The sequence below is a fragment of the uncultured Tepidimonas sp. genome, assembly GCF_938045175.1.
Classification (GTDB): Bacteria; Pseudomonadota; Gammaproteobacteria; order Burkholderiales; family Burkholderiaceae_C; genus Tepidimonas.
On record NZ_CALIND010000096.1, the window covers coordinates 1 to 19,474 of the forward strand.

Here is a 19,474-nt window from a genome sequence, read left to right on the forward strand (position 1 = left end):
GCACCGCGCAGGCCGACCCAGGCGATGAACCCGATCTCATGCGGCGGAAAGTGAAACGGCCGCAGGCACAGCCAGACCGCCACGGGGCGGGCCAGCAGCATCAACACCGCGGCCACTCCCAGCGCCGGCAGCAGCGTGCGCAGCGCCTCGGTGGGGGTCACCAGCAGCCCCAGCAGCAGGAACATGCCTGCCTGGGCCATCCAGGCGTATCCGTCCATCGCTTGCAGCGCCGGGGCAACCGAGCCGCGGGCGCGGTTGCCGACCACCAGCCCGAAGATGTACACGGCAAGAAACCCCGAGCCGCCGATCCAGGTCGTGAACGCGAACACCGCCAGGCCCGCCGACAGCAGCAGCAACGCCCGCACTCCGCCCGCCGGTCGGGTCAGCCGGGCGAGCAGACGCAGGCCGTCGGCCAGTGCCCAGCCCAGTCCGCCGCCGAGCACCAGCCCCCAGCCGAACTGCTGCACCAGCGACAGCAGCGGCTCCCACCCCGTCGCCAGCGATGGCGTCCCGGGCGTCATGGCCAGTCCGATCAGCGCCAGGGTCAGGAACACGGCCATCGGATCGTTCAGGCCCGATTCGATCTCCAGCGTCGAGGCGACGCGCTCGTTGAGCCGCACCCCCGACGTCTGCAGCAGCGAGAAGACGGCGGCGGCGTCCGTGGAGCCGACGATGGCGCCGAGCAGAAGCGCGAGCCGCCAGTTCAGGTCCATCAGCAGCCATGCACCCACTCCGGTGAGCGCCGCACTCACCGCGACCCCCACCGTGGCCAGCATCAGCGAGGGCTGCAGGCCAGTGCGGAAAGTGGCATAGCGTGTGCGCAGTCCGCCGTCGAGCAGGATCACCGCCAGGGCCACATTGCCGACCCAGAAGGCCAGCCGAAAATCCTCGAACACCACGCCGCCAGGGCCATCTTCGCCAAGCAGCATGCCCGCGACTAAAAACACCAGCAGGAACGAAAAGCCCAGTCGCGCCGAGAACAGGCCTGCCACCAGGCTCAGCAGCAGCAGCGCCGACGCGGTCAACAGCGGCAATGCCAGAAAATCCAGAGACAGCATCATGGTGTCGTGACCGTAGCACAATTCGGACCATGACGACTGAAACCCTGGTGTTGGCGGGCGGCTGCTTTTGGTGCACCGAGGCGGTGTTCGACCGCGTGCGCGGCGTGCTCGACGTCGAGTCCGGCTACAGCAACGGGCAGGCCGCGCGCCCGACGTATGAGGACGTGTGCAGCGGCCGCACCGGCTGCGCCGAGGTCGTCCGGCTCGTCTACGACCCGGCGGTGATCGGCGTGCGCGAGCTGTTGACCATCTTCTTCGCGATCCACGACCCCACCACGCCCAACCGCCAGGGGGCCGACGTGGGCACGCAATACCGCAGCGGCATCTACTGGACCACGCCCGAGCAGGCCGCGGTGGCGCGCGCACTCATCGACGAACTGCAGGCCGAGGGCGTGTTCGATGCCCCCATCGTGACCGAGGTCGAGCCGTTGCGCCACTACTGGCCCGCCGAGGACTACCACCAGGACTTTTTTGCGCGCCACCCCCATCATGGCTACTGCCTGGCGGTGGCCGCGCCAAAGGTGGCCAAGCTGCGGCGTGCGTTTGCGTCCTACCTCAAGCCCGGCACGGGCTGAGTCCCCGGGGTCGCCCAGGTGCCAGCGCGATGGCGCTTCGCCCCGTTACACTGCCGGGCGTGAGCGTTGCCGACCATCCCGTCTTCCAGTCGCTCGCGCCGGTGTTTCTGCTCATCGGTGCGGGGGTGTTGGCCGGGCGCCGTGGCTGGGTGGCGGCCACAGCCGTCAAGGATCTGTCGAACCTGGTCTTTCTGCTGCTGATTCCGGCGCTGCTGTTTCGCACCATGAGCCAGGTGCGGCCGGAGGCGCTGGACTGGCGGCCCATCGCCGCCTACTTCAGCGCCGCGCTGCCGTGGCTGCTGCTGCAAATGGCGTGGCGCGGCTGGCACGCGCGCGGTATCGTGCTGGCGCTGGGGGGCACGTTTTCCAATCTGGTGATGATCGGCATCGCGCTCATCACCCTGGCTTACGGACAGCCCGGCGTGGTCACGCTGTTGACGCTCATCGCGGTGCATGCGCTCATCCTGCTGACGGTGGCGTCGGTGGCGCTGGAGCTGGCCGAGGGGCGCACCAGCCCCGGGGGCGAGCCCGGCGTGCGCTTGTGGCGCGCTGCGTGGTCGGCGGTGCGCGGCTCGGTCATCCACCCCATCCCGCTGCCCATCGCTTGCGGGCTGCTGTGGGGACAGACTGGCATCGCCCTGCCCACTGTGGTGGACAAGCCGTTGCACCTGTTGGGGCAGGCGTTCGGCCCGCTGGCGCTGGTGCTGGTGGGCATCAGTCTGGCCTACACGCCGTGGCGCGCGCACTGGCGCGACGCGGTGTCGGTGACGGTGGCCAAAAACCTGGTGCTGCCGGTGTTGGTCGGCGCGAGCGCCTGGCTGTGGGGCGTGCGCGGCTTGCCGCTCGCCGTGCTGGTCGTGGCTGCAGGGGTACCCGTGGGGGCGAACGTCTTTTTGTTCGCGCAGCGCTACCGCGTGGCGCAGGCCGAAATCACCGCGGCCACAGGGCTGTCGACCGCTGCTGGCGTGCTGACGCTGAGCGCCTGGATGCTGTTACTTGCGCGCTTCACTGGCTGATGCGCAAGCCCTCTTCGATCTGGTATTCGAAGTAGCGCTGAAAGCTGAATGCCAGCCCGGCCATCAACGCCGTCGCGCCCAGCATGAGCGACAGCACCACCGCCACGATCGTGAGCCAATTCGTGGCACCCGGCCCCGCATCGGCCGGCAGTTCTGGGTTGTGCCGTGTGTTCCAGCGTTCGGGCGGCTGCAAGGCATACACGATGGCCGACAAGCACGCCGCGACCAGCCCCAACCCCAAAAATGGCAGCAGCACCCACGACAGCTTGTCGTCTTGCCCGTAGGACAGCACCCGGTCCACCCCCCAAAAACCGAGGGCGGTCGGGATGGCGTGGACCCAACCCCACACGTCGCTCAAGCCGTACAGGTAAAAACGGTGCCAGCCCAGGCCGCCGCCGATGAAGGCCAGCCACGCGGCGATGGTTTTGTTGCGGGGGTGTCGCATGCCGTTATTGTGGTGCTGGCGGTGTCTGGTCGCCAGGCCCCAGGGTTTTTTCCATCAACACGATGTCGAGCCAACGGTCGAACTTCCAGCCGCACGAGCGCACCACGCCCACGCGCTCGAAGCCGAGCGCCGTGTGCAGGCCGATCGAGCCCGCGTTGGCCGAGTCGCCAATCACCGCGATGACCTTGCGGATGCCGCGCGCCTCGAGCTGCGCGAGCAGCTCGGCCAGTAGCGCCCGACCCAGCCCGCGGCCGGCTACCTGTGGCGCCAGGTAGATCGAATCCTCCACCGAATAGCGGTAAGCCGCGCGGGGTTTGAACCAGTTGCCATAAGCGAACCCCGCCACTTCGCCGTCGACCTCGATCACCAGCCAGGGCAGTCCCTTGGCCAGCACGTCGGCGCGGCGCGCCGCCATGTCGGCCACGCTGGGGGGCTCGGTCTCGAACGTGCCGGTGCCGTGCCGGACGTGGTAGGCGTAGATGTGCGCGATGGGGTCCAGGTCGTCATCGCGGCTGGGGCGGATCAGGGTGGGTTTCACAGCGTGCGGGATATAATGGCCGGTTTGCAACGTTTCGCTGGCCAGGTGGCCAGTCGTCCGTGTCTCAGGCGTTGCCTTTCCACCGTCTCGTCGAACCTGTTTGCAAGGATAACCCATGGTCGTGATCCGACTCGCCCGTGGCGGCTCGAAGGCCCGCCCGTTCTACCACATCGTCGTCGCCGACAAGCGCTGCCGTCGCGATGGCCGCTTCATCGAGCGCATTGGTTTTTACAACCCGATCGCGCGCGGCAACGACGTGCCGCTCAACATCGCGCAAGACCGCCTGACCTACTGGCTGGGCGTCGGCGCCCAGCCGTCCGACACGGTGGCCCGTCTGCTCAAGCAGGCGCCCAAGGTCGTCCCGGCCGAAGCTGCCGCCGCTTGAGGCGGCCCATCCTCATGGCCGAAGCCCTGCCCTGGCAGGTGGCCGAGCTGCCCGCTGATGCGGTCGAGATCGGCCACATCCAGGAGCCGTGGGGGTTGCACGGCTGGTCGCACGTGCACGCGATCAGCCGCGGTGGCGACACGCTGCTGCACGCGCGTCGTTGGTTTTTACAGCCCCCGGCCTCCCGGGCGGGCGCGCGTGCGCGGCCGTTCGACGCCTTCGAAGGCACCGTTGCCGTTACCGTGGCCGAGGCACGCTGGCACGGCGACGGCGTGGTCGTGCGCTTCGACGGCCTGTCCGACCGTGACGCGGCGCAAGCCCTGCGTGGCGCGCGTATTTTCATTTCCCGCGCTGACTTTCCGCCCACCACCGGCGCGGACGAATACTACTGGGTCGATCTGATTGGCCTGCAGGTCGTCAACCGCGAGGGCGTGATGCTCGGCGTGGTCGAGGATCTGTTGCCCACTGGCCCGCACGCGGTGCTGTGCTTGCGCGACGGCAGCGGCGATGCCGCCGTCGAGCGCATGATCCCGTTTGTCGCCGCCTACGTGGACACGGTCGATTTGGCGGCGCGCCGCATCACCGTCGACTGGCAGCCTGATTACTGACCCGTCCCGACCGGCGTGTCGCTGCCATGCGTTTCGACGTCATCACGCTGTTTCCCGAACTGATCGAACCGTACTTGACGGTGGGGGTGACGCGCCGCGCCTTTGCCTCGGGAGTGGTTCAGGTGCGCCTGTGGCCCTTGCGCGACTTTGCCGAGGGGCCATACCGCCGCGTGGATGATCGCCCCTTTGGCGGGGGGCCGGGAATGGTCATGCTGGCCGAGCCGCTGCACCGATGCTGGCAAGCCGTGCGCGCCGACCGGGGCCTGGCCGCCTGCCGTGTACCGGGGGCGCCGGTGGACGTACCCACGGTGCTCTTTTCGCCGGCGGGCGAGCGCCTGTCGCACACCGTGGTGAGTCGCTACGCGCAACCCGGCGGCGCGGGTGCGATTTTGGTGTGCGGTCGCTACGAAGGGGTAGATCAGCGCTTCATCGATGCTTGCGTGGACGAGCAGCTCAGCCTGGGGGACTTCGTGCTCTCGGGCGGCGAGATCGCTGCGGTGGCGCTGCTCGATGCGGTGGCGCGCTTGCAGCCGGGCGTGCTGGGTGATCAGGCCAGTGCCGAGCAAGACAGCTTCAACCCCGCACTGGACGGTTTGCTCGACTGCCCGCACTACACCCGGCCGGAGGTATGGGAGGGACCCGGCGGCGCGATGAGCGTGCCGTCGGTGCTGCTGTCGGGCCACCATGCACAGATCGAGGCCTGGCGTCGGGCCCAACGGGTCCAGATCACGGCGCAGCGCCGTCCCGACCTGCTCGCGCAGGCGCGTGCTCAAGGTCGGCTGCGGCCGTCGGATGAGCAGCTGTTGCACGAACTGGGTTACAATAGAGAGCTTTGATCCTCTGTCTGGCTTCGGGTGTTTGATAATAAAAGCAACCCCGGGCGGGCTGGCGCAAGGGCGCTGGTTCGTGCAGTGTGCAGCGCAGACACGATCGTGGATGAGACCATGAACCTGATCCAAATCCTCGAGCAGGAAGAAATCGCTCGCCTGAACAAGACCATCCCTGACTTTGCCCCCGGTGATACCGTGGTGGTCAACGTCAACGTGATCGAAGGCAACAAAAAGCGCGTGCAGGCCTACGAAGGCGTCGTCATCGCCAAGCGCAACCGCGGTTTCAACTCCAGCTTCATCGTGCGCAAGATCTCCAACGGTGAAGGCGTGGAACGTACCTTCCCGCTGTACAGCCCGTTGATCGCCAGCATCGAGGTCAAGCGCCGCGGCGACGTGCGCCGCGCCAAGCTCTACTATCTGCGCGGCCGCACCGGCAAGGCGGCCCGTATCAAAGAAAAGCTGGGCGCGTAAGCGGACAGCTTTCACCAAAAGCTGGGCGCGTAAGCGGACAGCTTTCACCAGAAGCTGGGCGCCTGTGCGCCTTGAGTGCCGAAAACCCCGCCGGGCCGGCTGGCTTGGCGGGGTTTTTTCATCGGGAATTCGTCCGGCGTTATGCTATGGTTGCATCCATGACGCCAGACGATGCCATTGGGGGTATCAGCGCCGTCTTGCCCCCTGACGACAGCCGCCGCCGTGCCCTGCACAACGAGGTGCACGCGCGGCCGACCGCGCGTATTCGCCTGCCTGCGCTGGTGGTGTATGTGGCCGTGCTCAACGAAGGGGTGGATCGCGCACAGGAGCTGCAACATCTGCGGCGACTGCCCGGGCAGGAGGGGTTGACCGAGGCCGATCTGCAGGCGCACTTTCTGCGTCTGCGTTGCCCGGGGGGCTTTACCCTGAAATGGGAACGCCACACCGAGTTTACCCGTTACTCACTCGTACAGCCCTTGCCGCCCGAGGCCGGCCTGGAGGCGACGGATCCCCCTTTGTTGCCATCGCTGAAGGTGGCGCCCGACTGGTGGGCGGCCATCCCGGGACGCACCATCTGCGCCATCCAGTTGGCCATGGTCACAGCCGATTTGGCGGATCCGCCGAGCTTGCTCGCGCAGGCGCGCCGCTGGTTTGGTAATCAGCCCGTGGTCGCATCCCTCATCGGACGCGAGGGGCATTCGATCGTCGTGACCGATTTTCGGCTGCGGGGTAGCGGTTTCGAGCGCATGCTCGTGTTGGCGCCGCCAGAGACGAGCGAAACCCGCGCTGGCCGCATCTCGGCGCGGCTGGTCGAGCTGGAGACCTACCGCATGATGGCCTTGTTGGGGCTGCCGGTGGCCAAGATGCTGGCGGGCCCGCTTGCGCAAGCCGAGGCGCGGCTGGCTCGCCTGACGGCTGATATGGAGGCCAAGACCACATCCGATCAAGCCTTGCTGGACGAGCTCGTCGGGTTGGCGGCCAGCATCGAGCGCGCAATCGCCGAGCACGGCTACCGCTTCTCGGCCACGCGCGCCTACGACCACATCGTCAACCAGCGCATCGCCGAACTGCGCGAGCAGGCCATCCCCGGTACACAGACGATCAGCGAATTCATGCGTCGGCGGCTGGCGCCGGCCATTGCAACCGTGGTCTCGACCGAGCAGCGGCTGGTCGCGCTGTCGGAGCGCATCGCGCGTACCAGCGCCTTGTTGCGCACCCAGGTCGATATCGCGCGCGAGGAACAGAACCGGGTCTTGTTGGAAAAGCTGACCCGCGGGCAGGCGCTGCAGTTGCGCTTGCAATCGACGGTCGAAGGGCTGTCGATCGCGGCCATCTCGTACTACGTGATCAGTCTGGTGCTCTACGGGGCCAAGGCACTGAAATCGGCGGGAGTCCCCCTACATCCCGAGTTGACGGCGGGGGCCGCCATGCCGCTGGTGCTATGGGCCGTTTGGCGCTTGACGCGACGCATCCACGCGCGCCTGCACATCGATTGACCTCGCCTCGAAGAGCGGGGGGCCTTTGGCCCCGGGCTCATTTGGTGCTTAGGTACTCCGCGACCGCGGCCATTTCGAGCTCGGACATCTTCTCCGCGACGGTATGCATCACGATATTGTCGTTGGTGCGTTGTCGCTGGTTGAACTGTTTGAGCTGCGTGAACAAATAGCCCGAGAATTGTCCTGCCAGCCGTGGCAGGTTGTTGGCACCGTGCCCATCGGGCCCATGGCAGCTCACACAGGCGGGTACACCGCTGAATTTGTTGCCGTTTTGGTAGATGTAGGCACCGACCGCGGCCAAGCCGGTGTCTTTGACGTTTTCGCGCACGGCGGGCAGTTTTTCGTAATAACGGCCGAGGGCCAGCATCTCGTCGTCGGTGAGTTTGGCCACCATCTCGGCCATCGCCGTGCTTTTGCGCTCGCCTGTCTTGAAGGCCTTGAGCTGTTTGGCGATGTATTCCGCGTGCTGGCCCGCCAGACGGGGGAAGATTTCGCTGGTCGACTCCCCATTCTCGCCGTGACACATGAAACACACGCCGTTGGCAATCTTGCGGGCACGCGCTTCATCGGCCTGTGCGTGGGCCGACGTGGCCGCCGTGGCCAACAACCCGACGGTCACGAGGGATCGAACCAGAAGGGAGGGGATTGCGCAGGAAACTCTCATAACCGTCTTATAGTCCGTGCTGATAAACCGATATATCGGAGGGGAAAAAACCGACGCCGACTCCTGCAGGAGGTGTCGGCGTCGGGCGCCGCGCCGGACGCTCAGGCGAGCGTGTCCGCCCAGATGTTGCGCGCCCACGCCAGGGCGTAGCGGCCCTCGAGCTCGCTGGCACGCGCCGAGACGCCGCCCGAGCCCGGCACCGTCAGCATCGTCTTTTTCTCGGCATCGTAGCGGTGCACGCTGGCCACGTGCACCACGTCCTCGTCGGTGACGAAGCTGTAGCAGGTGTTGGCGTACAGCGGCATCTTGGGCGGCTCTTTGCCCATGAGCAGACTGACGACCGCAGCGGCGCAGGTCTTGCCGTGCTGGTTGGCCATGTGACCGGACTTGGGCATGGCGGGTGCGATCTGGATCGCGTCACCCAGCACGTGAATGTTTTTGACCGCGACCGACTCGAAGGTCAGGAAGTCGACTTCACACCAACGCTTGTTGGCGGTGGCCAGGCCGGTTTGCACCGCGATGTCGCCCGCCCGCATGTTGGGCACGACGTTGAGCACCGCGCCTTTGAAGTCGTCGTTGAACTCGAACTTGAGAGTGTTGGTGGCCACGTCCACGTCCACCACGCGGTGTTTGGGGCGGTATTCGATGATGCCCTTGTAGTGCTCGTCCCAGGCTTTCTTGAACAGCGCGGGCTTGGAAGTGACGTCGTCGTTGGCGTCGAAGATGATGACTTTGCTCTTGGGCTTGGCCTTCTTGAAGTAGTGCGCGACCATACAGGCGCGCTCGTAGGGCCCGGGCGGGCAGCGGTACGGGGCCAGTGGGATGGACAGCGCATACACGCCGCCGTCGGGCATCGCCTCGAGCTGCTGGCGCAGCGCCACGGTCTGCGGGCCGGCCTTCCAGGCGTGCAGCACTTTGTCTTGCGCGCCCGGCTTGTTCATGCCGGGCAAGGTTTCCCACATGAAGTCGATGCCGGGCGAGACGATCAGGCGGTCATAGCTGATCTCGCTGCCGCCAGCGAGCTTGACCACGCGCTTGGCCGGGTCGATTGCGGTGGCGCGGTCGCGTACGATCTTGACGCCGTGGCGCTTTTCCAAGTTCTCATAGGGAACGGTGATGTCGGCCATCTGCTTGATGCCGCCGATCACCAGGTTGGAGATGGGGCAAGAGATGAATTGCGCGTTGGGCTCGATCAGCGTCACGCGCACTTTGCCTTCGGAGAACAGGCGCGTGTACTTGGCGGCCGTGGCGCCACCATAGCCGCCGCCGATGACGACGACGTGGGGCCCAGAGCCGCCCGCCATGGGCGTGGCGCAACCCGAGATCAAACCCAAGGAGCCCAGCGCCGAGCCGGCCGCGACGGTAGAGACGAATTGGCGACGTTGCATCATGGTGTGACTCCTCAGGTGTTATTTTTTCTGCGCGGCGAAGTACGCGGCGATGGCGCGCAGCTCGTCGTCGGTGTAGCCCTTGCTGATCTGGTGCATGATGGTGGCGGGCTTGCGGCCAGCCTTGAAGTCGAGCAGCGTCTTGGTCATGTCATCGGCGTTTTTGCCAGCCAGGGCTTCCATACCCGGCTCAGCGCGGCCGTCGGTGCCGTGGCAGTTGGCGCAGGCGGCTGCCCACACCTTGACCTGGTCGACCTGGGCATGCGCCAGGGTGGCAGCGCCGAGCGCGCTGGCTACCAAGATGGTTCGAAGTGCGTTCATTGTCATGGGGCTCCTCTGGGGGTGTTGCGGCAACCGTGCCGAATCGGGACGAATATGTATCACGACGTGCTGATATAAGCAATTCGGGTAAATGCTAGTGGGCTAGCCTTCGCCAAGCTTACCGCGACGGGGCGGCGCGTCTATCGGGACAACCCCAACCCCGCAAGGGCGGCGCGGGTGTTCAGCCCAGCAGCGCTTGCGCAAACTCGCGCGCGTCGAAAGGTTGCAGGTCTTCGAGCTTCTCGCCAATGCCGATGAAGTACACGGGCAGCTCGCGCCCTTGTTCGCGCGCCCACATGGCGATGGCGGCCAGCACGCCGCCCTTCGCGGTACCGTCGAGCTTGGTGACGATCAGCCCCGTGAGCTGCAAGGCGGCGTCGAACGCTTTGACCTGGGCCAGCGCATTTTGGCCAGTATTGCCGTCGATGACGAGCAACACTTCGTGCGGCGCGCCGGGTTCCGCCTTGGCCACCACACGCTTGATCTTGCGCAGCTCCTCCATCAGATGCAACTGCGTCGGCAGGCGGCCCGCGGTGTCGACGATGACCACATCCTTGCCGCGCGCGCGCCCGGCCGAGACGGCATCGAATGCCACCGCGGCCGGATCGCCGCCCTCCTGGCTGACGATATCGACGCCGTTGCGCCGGGCCCAGACGTCGAGCTGATCGCGCGCAGCGGCGCGAAAGGTGTCGGCGGCGGCCAACAGCACCGTGGCGCCGTGCTGCGCCAGGTGCCAGGTGAGCTTGCCGATCGTCGTCGTCTTGCCCGCACCGTTGACGCCTGCCACCATCCACACGGTGGGCCCTTCGGGCTGGGCGCCGACGGCCAGCGGTTTTTGCAGGGGCGCGAGCCAATCGGCGATCACGTCCACCAGCAGCGCGCGCACCTCTTGGGCGTCGGTGGCCCGCTGCGCCTTGACGCGTCGCTTCAGCTCGTCGAGCAGGTGGGCCGTGGCCTGGGTGCCGGCGTCGGCCATGAGCAGGGCCGCTTCGAGCTCCTCATACAGTGCGTCGTCGATGCGAGCCCCGACGAAGACCGCGGTGAGGCTGCTGCCGGTTTTGCGCAGACCGGCAGCGAGCCGCCCGAGCCAACCCTGGCGGGTGGCGGCGCTGTCTGTGCTGTCCGTTGGGGGGGCACTGGCCGCGGCCACCGCCGTCGTGGGTTCGGGCGCGGGCGCTGGTGCCGCCCCCGGCGCGGCGGTGGGCGCGGGGTCGACAAGCGGCTCCCCGGTGGGCTCGCGCGTGCCGAAGAACTTTTCTTTGAGAAATCGGAACATAAGAGCTTGCTGTCTAGAATGATCGACATTCTATGAAACCCCATCTCATGATTGCGGCCTGGTACAGGTTCAGCATCGGTGACGGCGACGAGATTCGCCGCCGATTCGCGCGCTTGGGCGCGGCGCTGCTGTGGCTGGTCGGTGGCGCGGTGCTGCCGATCACGGCCATGGCGACCGAGGAGGCTGCCAACGCGCCGTCCTTGGCGCCACAGGCGCAGGTGTTGACCCTGGCCAATGGCCTGACCGTCATTGTCCAGCCCGACCGCCGCGCGCCCACGGCGGTCCAGATGCTGTGGCTGCGCGTGGGGTCGATGGATGAGCAGGACCACGAGTCCGGCGTGGCGCACGTGCTGGAGCACATGCTGTTCAAGGGCACGCCGACGGTACCGGAGGGCGAGTATTCACGCCGCATCGCCGCGCTGGGCGGGCGCGACAACGCCTTTACCTCGCGCGACATGACGGCCTATCACGTGCAGCTGCCAGCGCCCCGGTTGCCGGAGGCGATGCGGCTGGAGGCCGACCGGATGATGAACAACACCTGGACCGACGAGGCGTTCCAGCGTGAGCTGGCCGTGGTGCAGGAAGAACGCCGCCAGCGTATCGAGGACGAGCCGCGCGCGCAGCTCTACGAGCAGTTCAACGCCATGGCCTGGGTGGCGCACCCCTACCGGCGGCCGGTGATCGGCTGGATGGGCAACTTGCAGGCGTTGCAGCCCGAGACCGTGCGTGACTTCTACCGGCGCTGGTACGTGCCGGGCAACGCGGCGTTGGTGGTGGTGGGCGACGTGGACGTGGCGCAGGTGCTTGCCTGGGCGCAGGCGACGTTTGGCACGTGGCCCGCCCGCGCCGTGCCGGCACGCACGCCCGACGCCGAGCCGCCGCAGCGCGGCGTGCGCCGCTTCGAATGGCAGGCGCGCACGCCGCAGCCCGCGCTGGTGATGGGCTGGCGCGTGCCGCGGCTGGCGCACCCCGATGCGACCGATGAGGAGGCAAACGATGCGCTGGCGCTGGTGTTGCTGGCCGGCGTGCTCGACGGCCATCCGGGCGCGCGGCTGGAGCGCGTGCTGGTGCAGGGGCAGGGTGGCCCGCGTCTGGCCGATGCGGTGAGCGCATCGTATGGCGTGGCCGCGCGTGGGCCGGAGTCGTTCGTGCTGAGCGCCACGCCGCGGCAGGGGGTGCCAGTCGAGGCCGTGGAAGCCGCGTTGAAGGCCGAGATCGCGCGCGTCGCGCGCGACGGGGTGAGCGAAGCCGAGCTGGAGCGTGTCAAGACGCAGTGGATGGCCAGCGAGATCTACGCGCTCGATTCGATGTTCGCGCAAGCCCGCGCGCTGGGCATGCATTGGGTGTTGGGCTGGCCGGTGGATGCCAACCAGCGACTGTTGGCGCGCTTGCAGCGCGTCGGCACCGAGGACGTGCGCCGGGTGGCGCAGCGCTACTTCCAGGACGAGCGGCTCACCGTCGGCGTGCTGCGGCCGGAGGCTGGGTCATGAGCGCGCGGCATCGGAGGTGGGGTTGGTGGCTCGCGGCCTGCCTGTGGCTGGTGGCGGCTGCGGCACAGGCGGCGCTGCCCATCGAGCACTGGGTGCGGCCCGATGGCGCGCGCCTGTACTGGGTGCGCATCGACGCGTTGCCGATGGTCGATGTGCGCGTGGAGTTCGACGGCGGCAGCCGACGCGATCCCGCGGGGCAGGCGGGGCTGGCGGCCGCGACGGCGCTGATGCTGGGCCGCGGGGTGCTGGCCCACGACGGCCAGCCGGCGCTCGACGAAAATGCGTTGTCCGATGCCTGGGCCGACCTGGGGGCGCAGTGGAGCGCGACGGCGACCCTCGATCGTTTCAGCGTGTCGCTGCGCACGCTCACGCGCCCCGATCTGCTGGAGGGCGCCGTGGCGCTGGCGGCGCGGCAGTTGGCGGCACCGTCGTTCGACGCCGCCGTGTGGGCGCGCGAGCGCGAGCGGCTGATCGGGGCGTGGCGCGAGGCGCAGACGCAACCCGACACCGTGGCGCGTCAGCACTTCCATCGGGCGGTCTATCGGGGACACCCGTATGGCTGGGAAGCCACGCCCGAGACCTGGGCTGCCATCGACCGTGCGGCGCTCCAGGCCTTTTACCGGCGCCATGTCCGCCCCTGCGACGCGCGCGTCACGGTCGTGGGGGCGGTGACACGCGCGCAAGCCGACGCGATTGGCGAGCGCTTGCTGCGCGGACTGGCGCCGCACGGCTGCACGCCGCTGCCCGCCGTGCCGGAAGTGGCGCCGCTTGCGCAAGCGCAGACGCTGTCCGTGCCCTTCCCGGGCGCGGCACAGGCGCAGGTCTGGGTGGGGGCGCCCGGTATCGCGCGCAACGATCCGGATTTTCTAGCGCTGCAGCTGGCCAACCACATCCTGGGCGGCGGGGGCTTTACCTCGCGCCTGATGCGCGAGATCCGCGAGCAGCGCGGGCTGACTTATGGCGTATACAGCTACTTTCTGGCCGGGCGGCACGCCGGTGCGTTTACCGTGGCGCTGCAGACCCGGTCCGAGCAGGCCGCGATCGCGGTGCAGTTGGTGCACGAGTCGCTGCGGCGCTTCACGCGCGAGGGGCCGACCGACCACGAGCTGGCCGCGGCCAAGGAGGCGCTCATCAACGGCTTTGCGCTGCGCTTGGACAGCAACCGCAAGGTGCTCGAGCAGGTGGCCGCGATCGCGTGGTCGGACCTGCCGTTGGACGAGCTCGAGACCTGGACCGCGCGCGTGGCCGCGGTCGACCGTGAGACCCTGATGCGCGCGTGGCGCCGTGTCATCGACCCGGATCGGATGGTGACCGTGGTCGTGGGAGGGCAGCCGTGACGGGGCGCGCGCGCCGCACGTCGCCCACGGGCGAGGTGCGCATCATTGGTGGGCGCTGGCGCCGCTCGCGCCTGCCCGTGGGCGACGTGCCTGGGCTGCGCCCGACCCCGGACCGCGTGCGCGAAACCCTGTTCAATTGGCTGGGGCAGGACTTGAGCGGTTGCCGCTGCATCGATGCCTTTGCCGGCAGCGGCGCGCTGGGGCTGGAGGCCGCTTCACGCGCCGCTGCCGAGGTGGTGCTGATCGAGCGCTCGCCGGCCCTGCAGGCCGCCTTGCGCGCCAACGTGCAGCGGCTGGGGGCGGAGACGGTGCGCGTCGTGGGTGGCGATGCCTTGGCCGTCCTGGCCGGGTTGCCCGCGGCGGCATGGGACGTGGTGTTTCTCGACCCCCCGTTCGACGACGCACACAGCGGGGGTGAGCGCCTGACGAGGGCAGCGCTGCAGGCCGCGCAGCGCCTGCTGCGACCCGGTGGATGGGCGTATCTGGAAGCGCCGCGCGCCTGGGGCGAGCCGGAGTTGACGGCGCTCGGCTGGCGGCTGCACCGCCACTTGCGCGCGGGTGCGGTGCACGCCCACTTGTTGCAACCGATGGATAATCCCGTCCCATGACAGTGGCGATCCCTGCAGTGCGCACTGCCGTCTATAGCGGCACGTTCGACCCCATCACCTTGGGCCACGAGGATGTCATCCGCCGCGCGGCGGGGTTGTTCGACCGCTTGATCGTGGCGGTGGCGGTTGCCCACCACAAGCGGACCTTGTTTACCCTGGAAGACCGGCTGGCCATGGCAGCGCAGGCCCTCGCCGACTGCCCCGGCGTGCAGGTGTTGCCGTTCGACGGGCTGATCATGGACTTTTGCCGTGCGCACGGCGCGCTGGCCGTGGTGCGCGGCATCCGCAATCTGACCGACTTCGACTACGAGGCGCAGATGGCGGCCATGAACGCCAAGCTCTTGCCCACGGTGCAAACCGTGTTTTTGCTGCCGCAACCGCCGGTGCAGTGTATTTCCAGTACTCTCGTGAGAGAAATCGCCAAACTGGGTGGAGAGGTGTCGGGCATGGTCAACCCCATCGTCGCGCAGCGCTTGCGGCAGGCCACCGCAGCCCAGGCATCTTGACCAACGGTCGGCCATTTGGCGACAGGAGCGTGGCATGGCCCTGACCATCACCGACGAATGCATCAACTGCGACGTGTGCGAGCCCGAGTGCCCCAACCAGGCCATCTCGATGGGCGAGGAACACTACGTCATCGATCCCGGCCGCTGCACCGAGTGCGTGGGGCATTTCGATGAGCCGCAGTGCGTACAGGTGTGCCCGGTGAGCTGCATCCCTATCCACCCCGATTTCGTGGAAGACCGCGAGACGCTGTGGCAGAAGTACCGCCGCTTGCAGGCGGCCAAAGAGGCGGCCAAGGCCACGGGCGTCGCGGGTTGAGGGCCGGGCGCGTGCCGATTCAGCGCGGTGCCGCGCCGTGCTCGCCCGCATCGCCGGACGGCGGGCGCTGATCGGCGGCAGAAGGACGCGGTGGCTTGGCGCGCGGGGGCTGGCTGGTGTGGATGGCGCTGGTGGCCTTGGCGACGTCGCCGGCCAGCAACGAAGGCAGGGCGCGCGCCGCGCGCTCGATGGCGGCGTCGATCGCCTGCCGCTGCTCCAGCGGCGGTTTGCGCAGCACCCAGTGCACCACTTCGGCCTTGACACCTGGATGACCGATGCCCAGCCGCAGCCTCCAGTAGTCGGCGCTGCCGAGCTGCGCGTGGATGTCGCGCAGGCCGTTGTGTCCCGCATGGCCGCCGCCGCGCTTGAGCCGGGCGTCGCCCGGCGGTAGGTCCAGCTCGTCGTGTGCGACGAGGATATGTTCTGGCGCCACCTTGAAAAACCGCGCCAGTGCCGCCACCGCCTGGCCCGATCGGTTCATGTACGTGGTCGGCTTGAGCAGCCACAGCGGCTGGCCCTCGAATTGGGTGCGTCCCACCAGACCGAAATACGCGCGCTCGGGGTGCAGCGTGACGCGCAGGTCCTGCGCGACGCGGTCGATCCACCACCACCCCGCGTTGTGGCGGGTGTCTTCGTATTCCGGGCCTGGGTTGCCCAGGCCGACCAGCAGCTTGATCATGGGTGCTTGGCAGGGTGGGGCGCATCGGCACCCCAGACGTGAAAAGGCCCGCACGCGGCGGGCCTCCATTGTGCCGGGTTCGTGGGGCCAAGGGGCGCTCGAGCGCGCCGCCCGCGGGCATCACTTCTTGCCTTTTTTGCCCTTCTTGTCGTCGGCCGCCGCGGCTTGCGGCGCGGTCACCACTTCTTCCACCGGCTCCACCACCGTGGCAATGGTGGGATTGGGCTTGCCGTGGGTGACGATCTTGACGCCCGGGGCCAGCTTGAGGTCGCTGGCGTGCAGGCTTTGGCCCTTGTGCAGCTGGCTCAGGTCGACTTCGATGAAGTCGGGCAGTTGGGTGGCCAGGCACTCGATTTCGATTTCGGTCAGCACGTGGTTGATCAGGCACTTGTCGGCCTTGACCGCGGGCGACTGCTCGGCGTTGACGAAGTGCAGCGGCACCTTCTTGCGCAGGCGGGTATTGTCGTCCACGCGCTGGAAGTCCACGTGCAGCACTTGGGGCTTGTAGGGGTGGTACTGCACGTCGCGCAGCACGACCTTGGTGGTTTGCCCGCCCAGCTCCATCTCGAGGATGGAGGTGTGGAAGGCTTCCTTCTGGATGGCTTGCCACAGCGCGTTGTGGTCCAGCTCGATGGCCTGTGGCTCGGCGCCACCACCATAGACGATGCCGGGGGTCTTGCCGGCGTTGCGCAGGCGGCGGCTCGCACCCGTGCCCTGCTGTTGGCGCTCGAAAGCGACGAATTTCATCTCGATGACTCCAAACATGCGTGGGGTGACCGCGACCAGTGCACCCCGGTTGCAAAAAACCGCCCCGTAGGCGGCGGGTGACCGGATGCCGCGTCAGCGCCGCATCCGGGGTGACGCCTCGCGGCGTCAGGCCTGGTTTTCCATCTCCGCCAGAAACTCCATGACCGAGTCACCGCTGGCGATGCGGGCGATGGTCTCGGCCATCAGTGGTGCGACGGTGAGCGCGCGGATCTTGCCGCAGGCGCGCGCCGCATCGCTGAGCGGGATGGAGTTGGTCACGACCAGCTCGTCGAGCGCATCGCCACGCGCCACGCGCTCGACCGCCGGGCCGGACAAAATCGGGTGGGTGACGTAGGCAAACACCTTGGCCGCGCCGCGCTCCTTGAGCACCTCGGCTGCCTTGACCAGGGTGCCCGCGGTGTCGACCATATCGTCCATGATGACGCAGTGGCGGCCCTCGATGTCACCGATGACGTGCATGACCTCCGACACGTTCGGTTTGGGACGCCGCTTGTCGATAATGGCCATGTCGCAGTCGAGCTGCTTGGCCAGCGCCCGCGCGCGCACCACGCCGCCGACGTCGGGCGAGACGACCAGCAGGTTGGGGTAGTTCTTTTGCCGCAGGTCGCCCAGCAGCACAGGCGAAGCGTAGATGTTGTCGACCGGGATGTCGAAAAAACCCTGGATCTGGTCGGCGTGCAGGTCCATCGTCAGCACGCGCTCCACGCCGACCACCTGCAGCATGTTGGCCACTACCTTGGCGCTGATGGGCACGCGGCTCGAGCGCGGGCGGCGGTCCTGGCGCGCGTAGCCGAAGTAGGGGATGACGGCCGAGATACGAGCGGCCGATGCCCGCTTGAGCGCGTCGACCATGATGACGAGCTCCATGAGGTTCTCGTTGGTCGGCGGGCAGGTGGGCTGGATGATGAAAATGTCGCGTGCGCGGACGTTTTGGCCGATTTGAACGGTTACCTCACCATCCGAGAAGCGGCCCACGTGGGCATTGCCCAAGGTGGTGCCCAGGTATTGGGCGATCTCGGCGGCCAGTGCCGGGTTGGCATTGCCGGTGAAAAGCATGAAATCGGGGGCGTGCGCTGACATCGAGCGTTCCATGGTGTAACCGGCACTGGGAAAGGATTTGGCAGGGGAGGAAGGATTCGAACCCTCGCATGTCGGAATCAAAATCCGATGCCTTAACCAACTTGGCGACTCCCCTACACAGGCTCACCGCTGACGCGGCGCGCCCCATGCAGCGTTGCTGTGTCAGCAGCAACAAGACTCATATTATAGCGTCTTTTTGCCACCCGACCAGCGGATGTTCTGACAACCCGTTGCAGATCTGCACCTGCCAACCGTCCGGCCAGTCGGCCTGCTCGACGGCCTGGGCGTCCGCATCGCTGGTGAGCACGGCAAAAACCGCGCTCCCCGAACCGGTCATGCGGGCTGACAAACCCAGCCGGCCGAGTCGCTGGAGTGCGGCGCCGACGTCGGGACACAGGCGAACCGCCACGGGTTGCATCACGTTGGCGCCCCACAGGCGGCCCGGGGCCGCTATGCAGGCGTCAACGAAGTCCTGCATTATAGCGCGGGGCGTGTCGCGTTCGAGATCGGGGGCCTGGTAAATGGCGGCGGTGCGGGTGCCGGCGCGCGGCTTGACCACGGCGTAGCGCGCAGGCGGCAGCTCGAGTGGGGTCAGGCGCTCACCGATACCCTCGACCCAGGCGTTGCGGCCGCCCAGGAAGAACGGCACGTCGGCGCCCAGTCGCGCGCCCAGCTCGATCAACGCGCGGCGTGGCCAGTTCAGGCCCCAGAGGCGATCGAGCGCGATCAGCGTGCTGGCGGCGTCACTGGAGCCGCCCCCCAGCCCGGCTTGTTGTGGGATGCGCTTTTCCAGCACGATGTGCGCTCCCAGCGGGCAGCCGCTGGCGGCGCGCAGCGCGCGCGCCGCGCGCAGGCACAGATCATCCTCGGGCAGCGCGGGCCCGTCGGTGGTGTGCAGATCCTCGCGCGAGAGCTGACCGTCGCGGCGCAGCTCGAAGTGCAGTGTGTCGGCCCAGTCGATCAGGCGAAACACCGACTGCAGTTCGTGATATCCATCGGCGCGCCGGCCGGTCACGTGCAGAAACAGGTTGAGCTTGGCAGGAGCGGGGACGTCGAGCAGTCGTTGCATGGAGGGGATCAGGGTTGCCAGATCAGCCGCAGGTCGGCCGCTGGGGGCGGATCGCTGCGCCGCAGGCGCAGCCGTCCTGTGGGCTGCTGCGACAGATCGACCTGCCAGCCCGGGGCCTCGTGGGGGACGCCGCGCAACCAGGCAAACAGCGCGGTGACAGGCACCGGTGTGCCGATCAAGTCGGCGGTGAGCGCATCCAGCCCGTCATAAGGGCGTGGGTCTGTGTCGCGTCGCTCGACCCAGGCACCGCTGCCGTCCCAACGGATCGTGGCCAGGGTCTGACCCAGCGGCGTGGACAGGCGCAGCTCGCCCTGCGCGGGCGTGCCGCTGAGCTCGAAGCCGGCCGACCAGTGTTGCGGCGGATCGGTGGCCAGGGACAGCGCCAGCCGTCCACTCCAGTGGGATGCGGCCGATGGTTCAGACGGCGCTGGCGGTGGCGGCGTGGCGCAGCCTGCCAAGAGGGCGACGGCGACCGCCGCCACCACCCCGCGCCAGCGCGCGCGGCGGGCCAGCAGAGGCGGACTCACGGTTGGGCGCCGAGGCGCTG

24 protein-coding genes and 1 tRNA gene are annotated in these 19,474 nt (G+C 67.9%); 12 read left to right on the forward strand and 13 right to left on the reverse strand.

All coding sequences use genetic code 11. The features are described 5' to 3' along the window. On the reverse strand, nt 1-1,034 hold a 1,034-nt coding region (locus Q0716_RS04970; RefSeq protein WP_299020334.1), incomplete at its 3' end, for a potassium/proton antiporter. A 56-nt stretch (nt 1,035-1,090) separates the two neighbouring features. Here Q0716_RS04970 and msrA point away from each other — a divergent pair. Both msrA and Q0716_RS04980 read left to right on the forward strand, forming a co-directional pair. After that, entirely contained in the window at nt 1,091-1,636 is a 546-nt protein-coding gene (msrA, locus tag Q0716_RS04975) for a peptide-methionine (S)-S-oxide reductase MsrA (RefSeq protein ID WP_299020337.1), read from the forward strand. A gap of 59 nt (nt 1,637-1,695) precedes the next feature. After that, nucleotides 1,696-2,652, forward strand: coding sequence for an AEC family transporter (locus Q0716_RS04980; RefSeq protein ID WP_299020340.1), 957 nt, complete (start codon nt 1,696-1,698; stop codon nt 2,650-2,652). Here the strand turns inward: Q0716_RS04980 and Q0716_RS04985 are convergent. Both Q0716_RS04985 and Q0716_RS04990 read right to left on the reverse strand, forming a co-directional pair. Then, the gene (locus tag Q0716_RS04985; protein WP_299020342.1) at nt 2,642-3,097 is read right to left on the reverse strand and encodes a hypothetical protein; all 456 of its coding nucleotides are present in this window, start codon (nt 3,095-3,097) and stop codon (nt 2,642-2,644) included. The two genes, Q0716_RS04980 and Q0716_RS04985, sit on opposite strands and share 11 nt — an antisense overlap. 4 nt (nt 3,098-3,101) lie before the next feature. Then, a complete protein-coding gene (locus Q0716_RS04990) occupies nt 3,102-3,635 on the reverse strand; it encodes a GNAT family N-acetyltransferase (RefSeq protein ID WP_299020344.1) in 534 nt (177 codons plus the stop codon). A 115-nt stretch (nt 3,636-3,750) separates the two neighbouring features. On the opposite strand from Q0716_RS04990, the gene rpsP reads away from it, so the two are divergent. The 5 genes from rpsP (at nt 3,751) to Q0716_RS05015 (ending at nt 7,425) form a co-directional block, all read left to right on the forward strand. Beyond that, entirely contained in the window at nt 3,751-4,020 is a 270-nt protein-coding gene (rpsP, locus tag Q0716_RS04995) for a 30S ribosomal protein S16 (RefSeq protein WP_299020346.1), read from the forward strand. A gap of 14 nt (nt 4,021-4,034) precedes the next feature. Next, nucleotides 4,035-4,628 carry a ribosome maturation factor RimM gene (rimM, locus tag Q0716_RS05000; protein ID WP_299020348.1) on the forward strand — a complete coding sequence of 198 codons (594 nt, stop codon included), beginning with the start codon at nt 4,035-4,037 and terminating at the stop codon, nt 4,626-4,628. A 26-nt stretch (nt 4,629-4,654) separates the two neighbouring features. After that, nucleotides 4,655-5,464: a tRNA (guanosine(37)-N1)-methyltransferase TrmD gene (gene trmD, locus Q0716_RS05005; RefSeq protein WP_299020351.1), complete on the forward strand. Its 810-nt coding sequence runs from the start codon at nt 4,655-4,657 to the stop codon at nt 5,462-5,464. Between the two features lie 108 nt (nt 5,465-5,572). After that, nucleotides 5,573-5,929, forward strand: coding sequence for a 50S ribosomal protein L19 (gene rplS, locus Q0716_RS05010; protein WP_299020354.1), 357 nt, complete (start codon nt 5,573-5,575; stop codon nt 5,927-5,929). A gap of 158 nt (nt 5,930-6,087) precedes the next feature. Further along, nucleotides 6,088-7,425: a DUF3422 domain-containing protein gene (locus Q0716_RS05015; protein ID WP_299020357.1), complete on the forward strand. Its 1,338-nt coding sequence runs from the start codon at nt 6,088-6,090 to the stop codon at nt 7,423-7,425. 37 nt (nt 7,426-7,462) lie between these two features. Here Q0716_RS05015 and Q0716_RS05020 read toward each other — a convergent pair whose 3' ends face one another. The 4 genes from Q0716_RS05020 to ftsY form a co-directional block, all read right to left on the reverse strand. Further along, the gene (locus Q0716_RS05020) at nt 7,463-8,044 is read right to left on the reverse strand and encodes a c-type cytochrome (protein WP_299020359.1); all 582 of its coding nucleotides are present in this window, start codon (nt 8,042-8,044) and stop codon (nt 7,463-7,465) included. A 146-nt stretch (nt 8,045-8,190) separates the two neighbouring features. Then, nucleotides 8,191-9,477, reverse strand: a complete 1,287-nt coding sequence (locus tag Q0716_RS05025; protein WP_299020395.1) for an NAD(P)/FAD-dependent oxidoreductase — start codon at nt 9,475-9,477, stop codon at nt 8,191-8,193. 21 nt (nt 9,478-9,498) lie between these two features. After that, on the reverse strand, nt 9,499-9,798 hold the full coding sequence (locus Q0716_RS05030; RefSeq protein ID WP_299020362.1) for a c-type cytochrome: 300 nt from the start codon (nt 9,796-9,798) through the stop codon (nt 9,499-9,501). A gap of 181 nt (nt 9,799-9,979) precedes the next feature. Continuing rightward, the gene (gene ftsY, locus Q0716_RS05035) at nt 9,980-11,074 is read right to left on the reverse strand and encodes a signal recognition particle-docking protein FtsY (RefSeq protein ID WP_299020365.1); all 1,095 of its coding nucleotides are present in this window, start codon (nt 11,072-11,074) and stop codon (nt 9,980-9,982) included. Between the two features lie 32 nt (nt 11,075-11,106). On the opposite strand from ftsY, the gene Q0716_RS05040 reads away from it, so the two are divergent. Genes Q0716_RS05040 through Q0716_RS05060 form a run of 5 tightly spaced genes read left to right on the forward strand, consistent with a single transcriptional unit; the run spans nt 11,107 to nt 15,331 of the window. Beyond that, a complete protein-coding gene (locus Q0716_RS05040; protein WP_299020368.1) occupies nt 11,107-12,564 on the forward strand; it encodes a pitrilysin family protein in 1,458 nt (485 codons plus the stop codon). Further along, nucleotides 12,561-13,901, forward strand: coding sequence for a pitrilysin family protein (locus tag Q0716_RS05045; protein ID WP_299020371.1), 1,341 nt, complete (start codon nt 12,561-12,563; stop codon nt 13,899-13,901). The genes Q0716_RS05040 and Q0716_RS05045 overlap by 4 nt, the downstream gene beginning before the upstream one ends. Next, nucleotides 13,898-14,509, forward strand: a complete 612-nt coding sequence (gene rsmD / locus Q0716_RS05050) for a 16S rRNA (guanine(966)-N(2))-methyltransferase RsmD (RefSeq protein ID WP_299020373.1) — start codon at nt 13,898-13,900, stop codon at nt 14,507-14,509. Before Q0716_RS05045 ends, rsmD begins: the two co-directional genes overlap by 4 nt. Beyond that, nucleotides 14,506-15,015 (forward strand): pantetheine-phosphate adenylyltransferase, encoded by a 510-nt coding sequence (coaD, locus tag Q0716_RS05055; protein WP_299020375.1) that lies wholly within the window; start codon nt 14,506-14,508, stop codon nt 15,013-15,015. Before rsmD ends, coaD begins: the two co-directional genes overlap by 4 nt. 34 nt (nt 15,016-15,049) lie before the next feature. Beyond that, nucleotides 15,050-15,331: a YfhL family 4Fe-4S dicluster ferredoxin gene (locus Q0716_RS05060; RefSeq protein WP_299020378.1), complete on the forward strand. Its 282-nt coding sequence runs from the start codon at nt 15,050-15,052 to the stop codon at nt 15,329-15,331. A gap of 19 nt (nt 15,332-15,350) precedes the next feature. Here the strand turns inward: Q0716_RS05060 and pth are convergent, their stop codons facing one another. The 6 genes from pth to Q0716_RS05090 form a co-directional block, all read right to left on the reverse strand. Then, nucleotides 15,351-16,010, reverse strand: a complete 660-nt coding sequence (gene pth, locus Q0716_RS05065; protein WP_299020381.1) for an aminoacyl-tRNA hydrolase — start codon at nt 16,008-16,010, stop codon at nt 15,351-15,353. 120 nt (nt 16,011-16,130) lie between these two features. Beyond that, nucleotides 16,131-16,757, reverse strand: coding sequence for a 50S ribosomal protein L25/general stress protein Ctc (locus Q0716_RS05070; RefSeq protein WP_299020384.1), 627 nt, complete (start codon nt 16,755-16,757; stop codon nt 16,131-16,133). Between the two features lie 126 nt (nt 16,758-16,883). After that, nucleotides 16,884-17,858 carry a ribose-phosphate pyrophosphokinase gene (locus tag Q0716_RS05075; RefSeq protein WP_299020387.1) on the reverse strand — a complete coding sequence of 325 codons (975 nt, stop codon included), beginning with the start codon at nt 17,856-17,858 and terminating at the stop codon, nt 16,884-16,886. A gap of 38 nt (nt 17,859-17,896) precedes the next feature. Beyond that, nucleotides 17,897-17,973: transfer RNA gene (locus tag Q0716_RS05080), tRNA-Gln, on the reverse strand. Nucleotides 17,974-18,036: 63 nt separating this feature from the next. Then, entirely contained in the window at nt 18,037-18,927 is an 891-nt protein-coding gene (ispE, locus tag Q0716_RS05085; protein ID WP_299020389.1) for a 4-(cytidine 5'-diphospho)-2-C-methyl-D-erythritol kinase, read from the reverse strand. Between the two features lie 8 nt (nt 18,928-18,935). Next, nucleotides 18,936-19,474: lipoprotein insertase outer membrane protein LolB (locus Q0716_RS05090; protein WP_299020392.1), on the reverse strand; the 539-nt coding region annotated here is incomplete at its 5' end.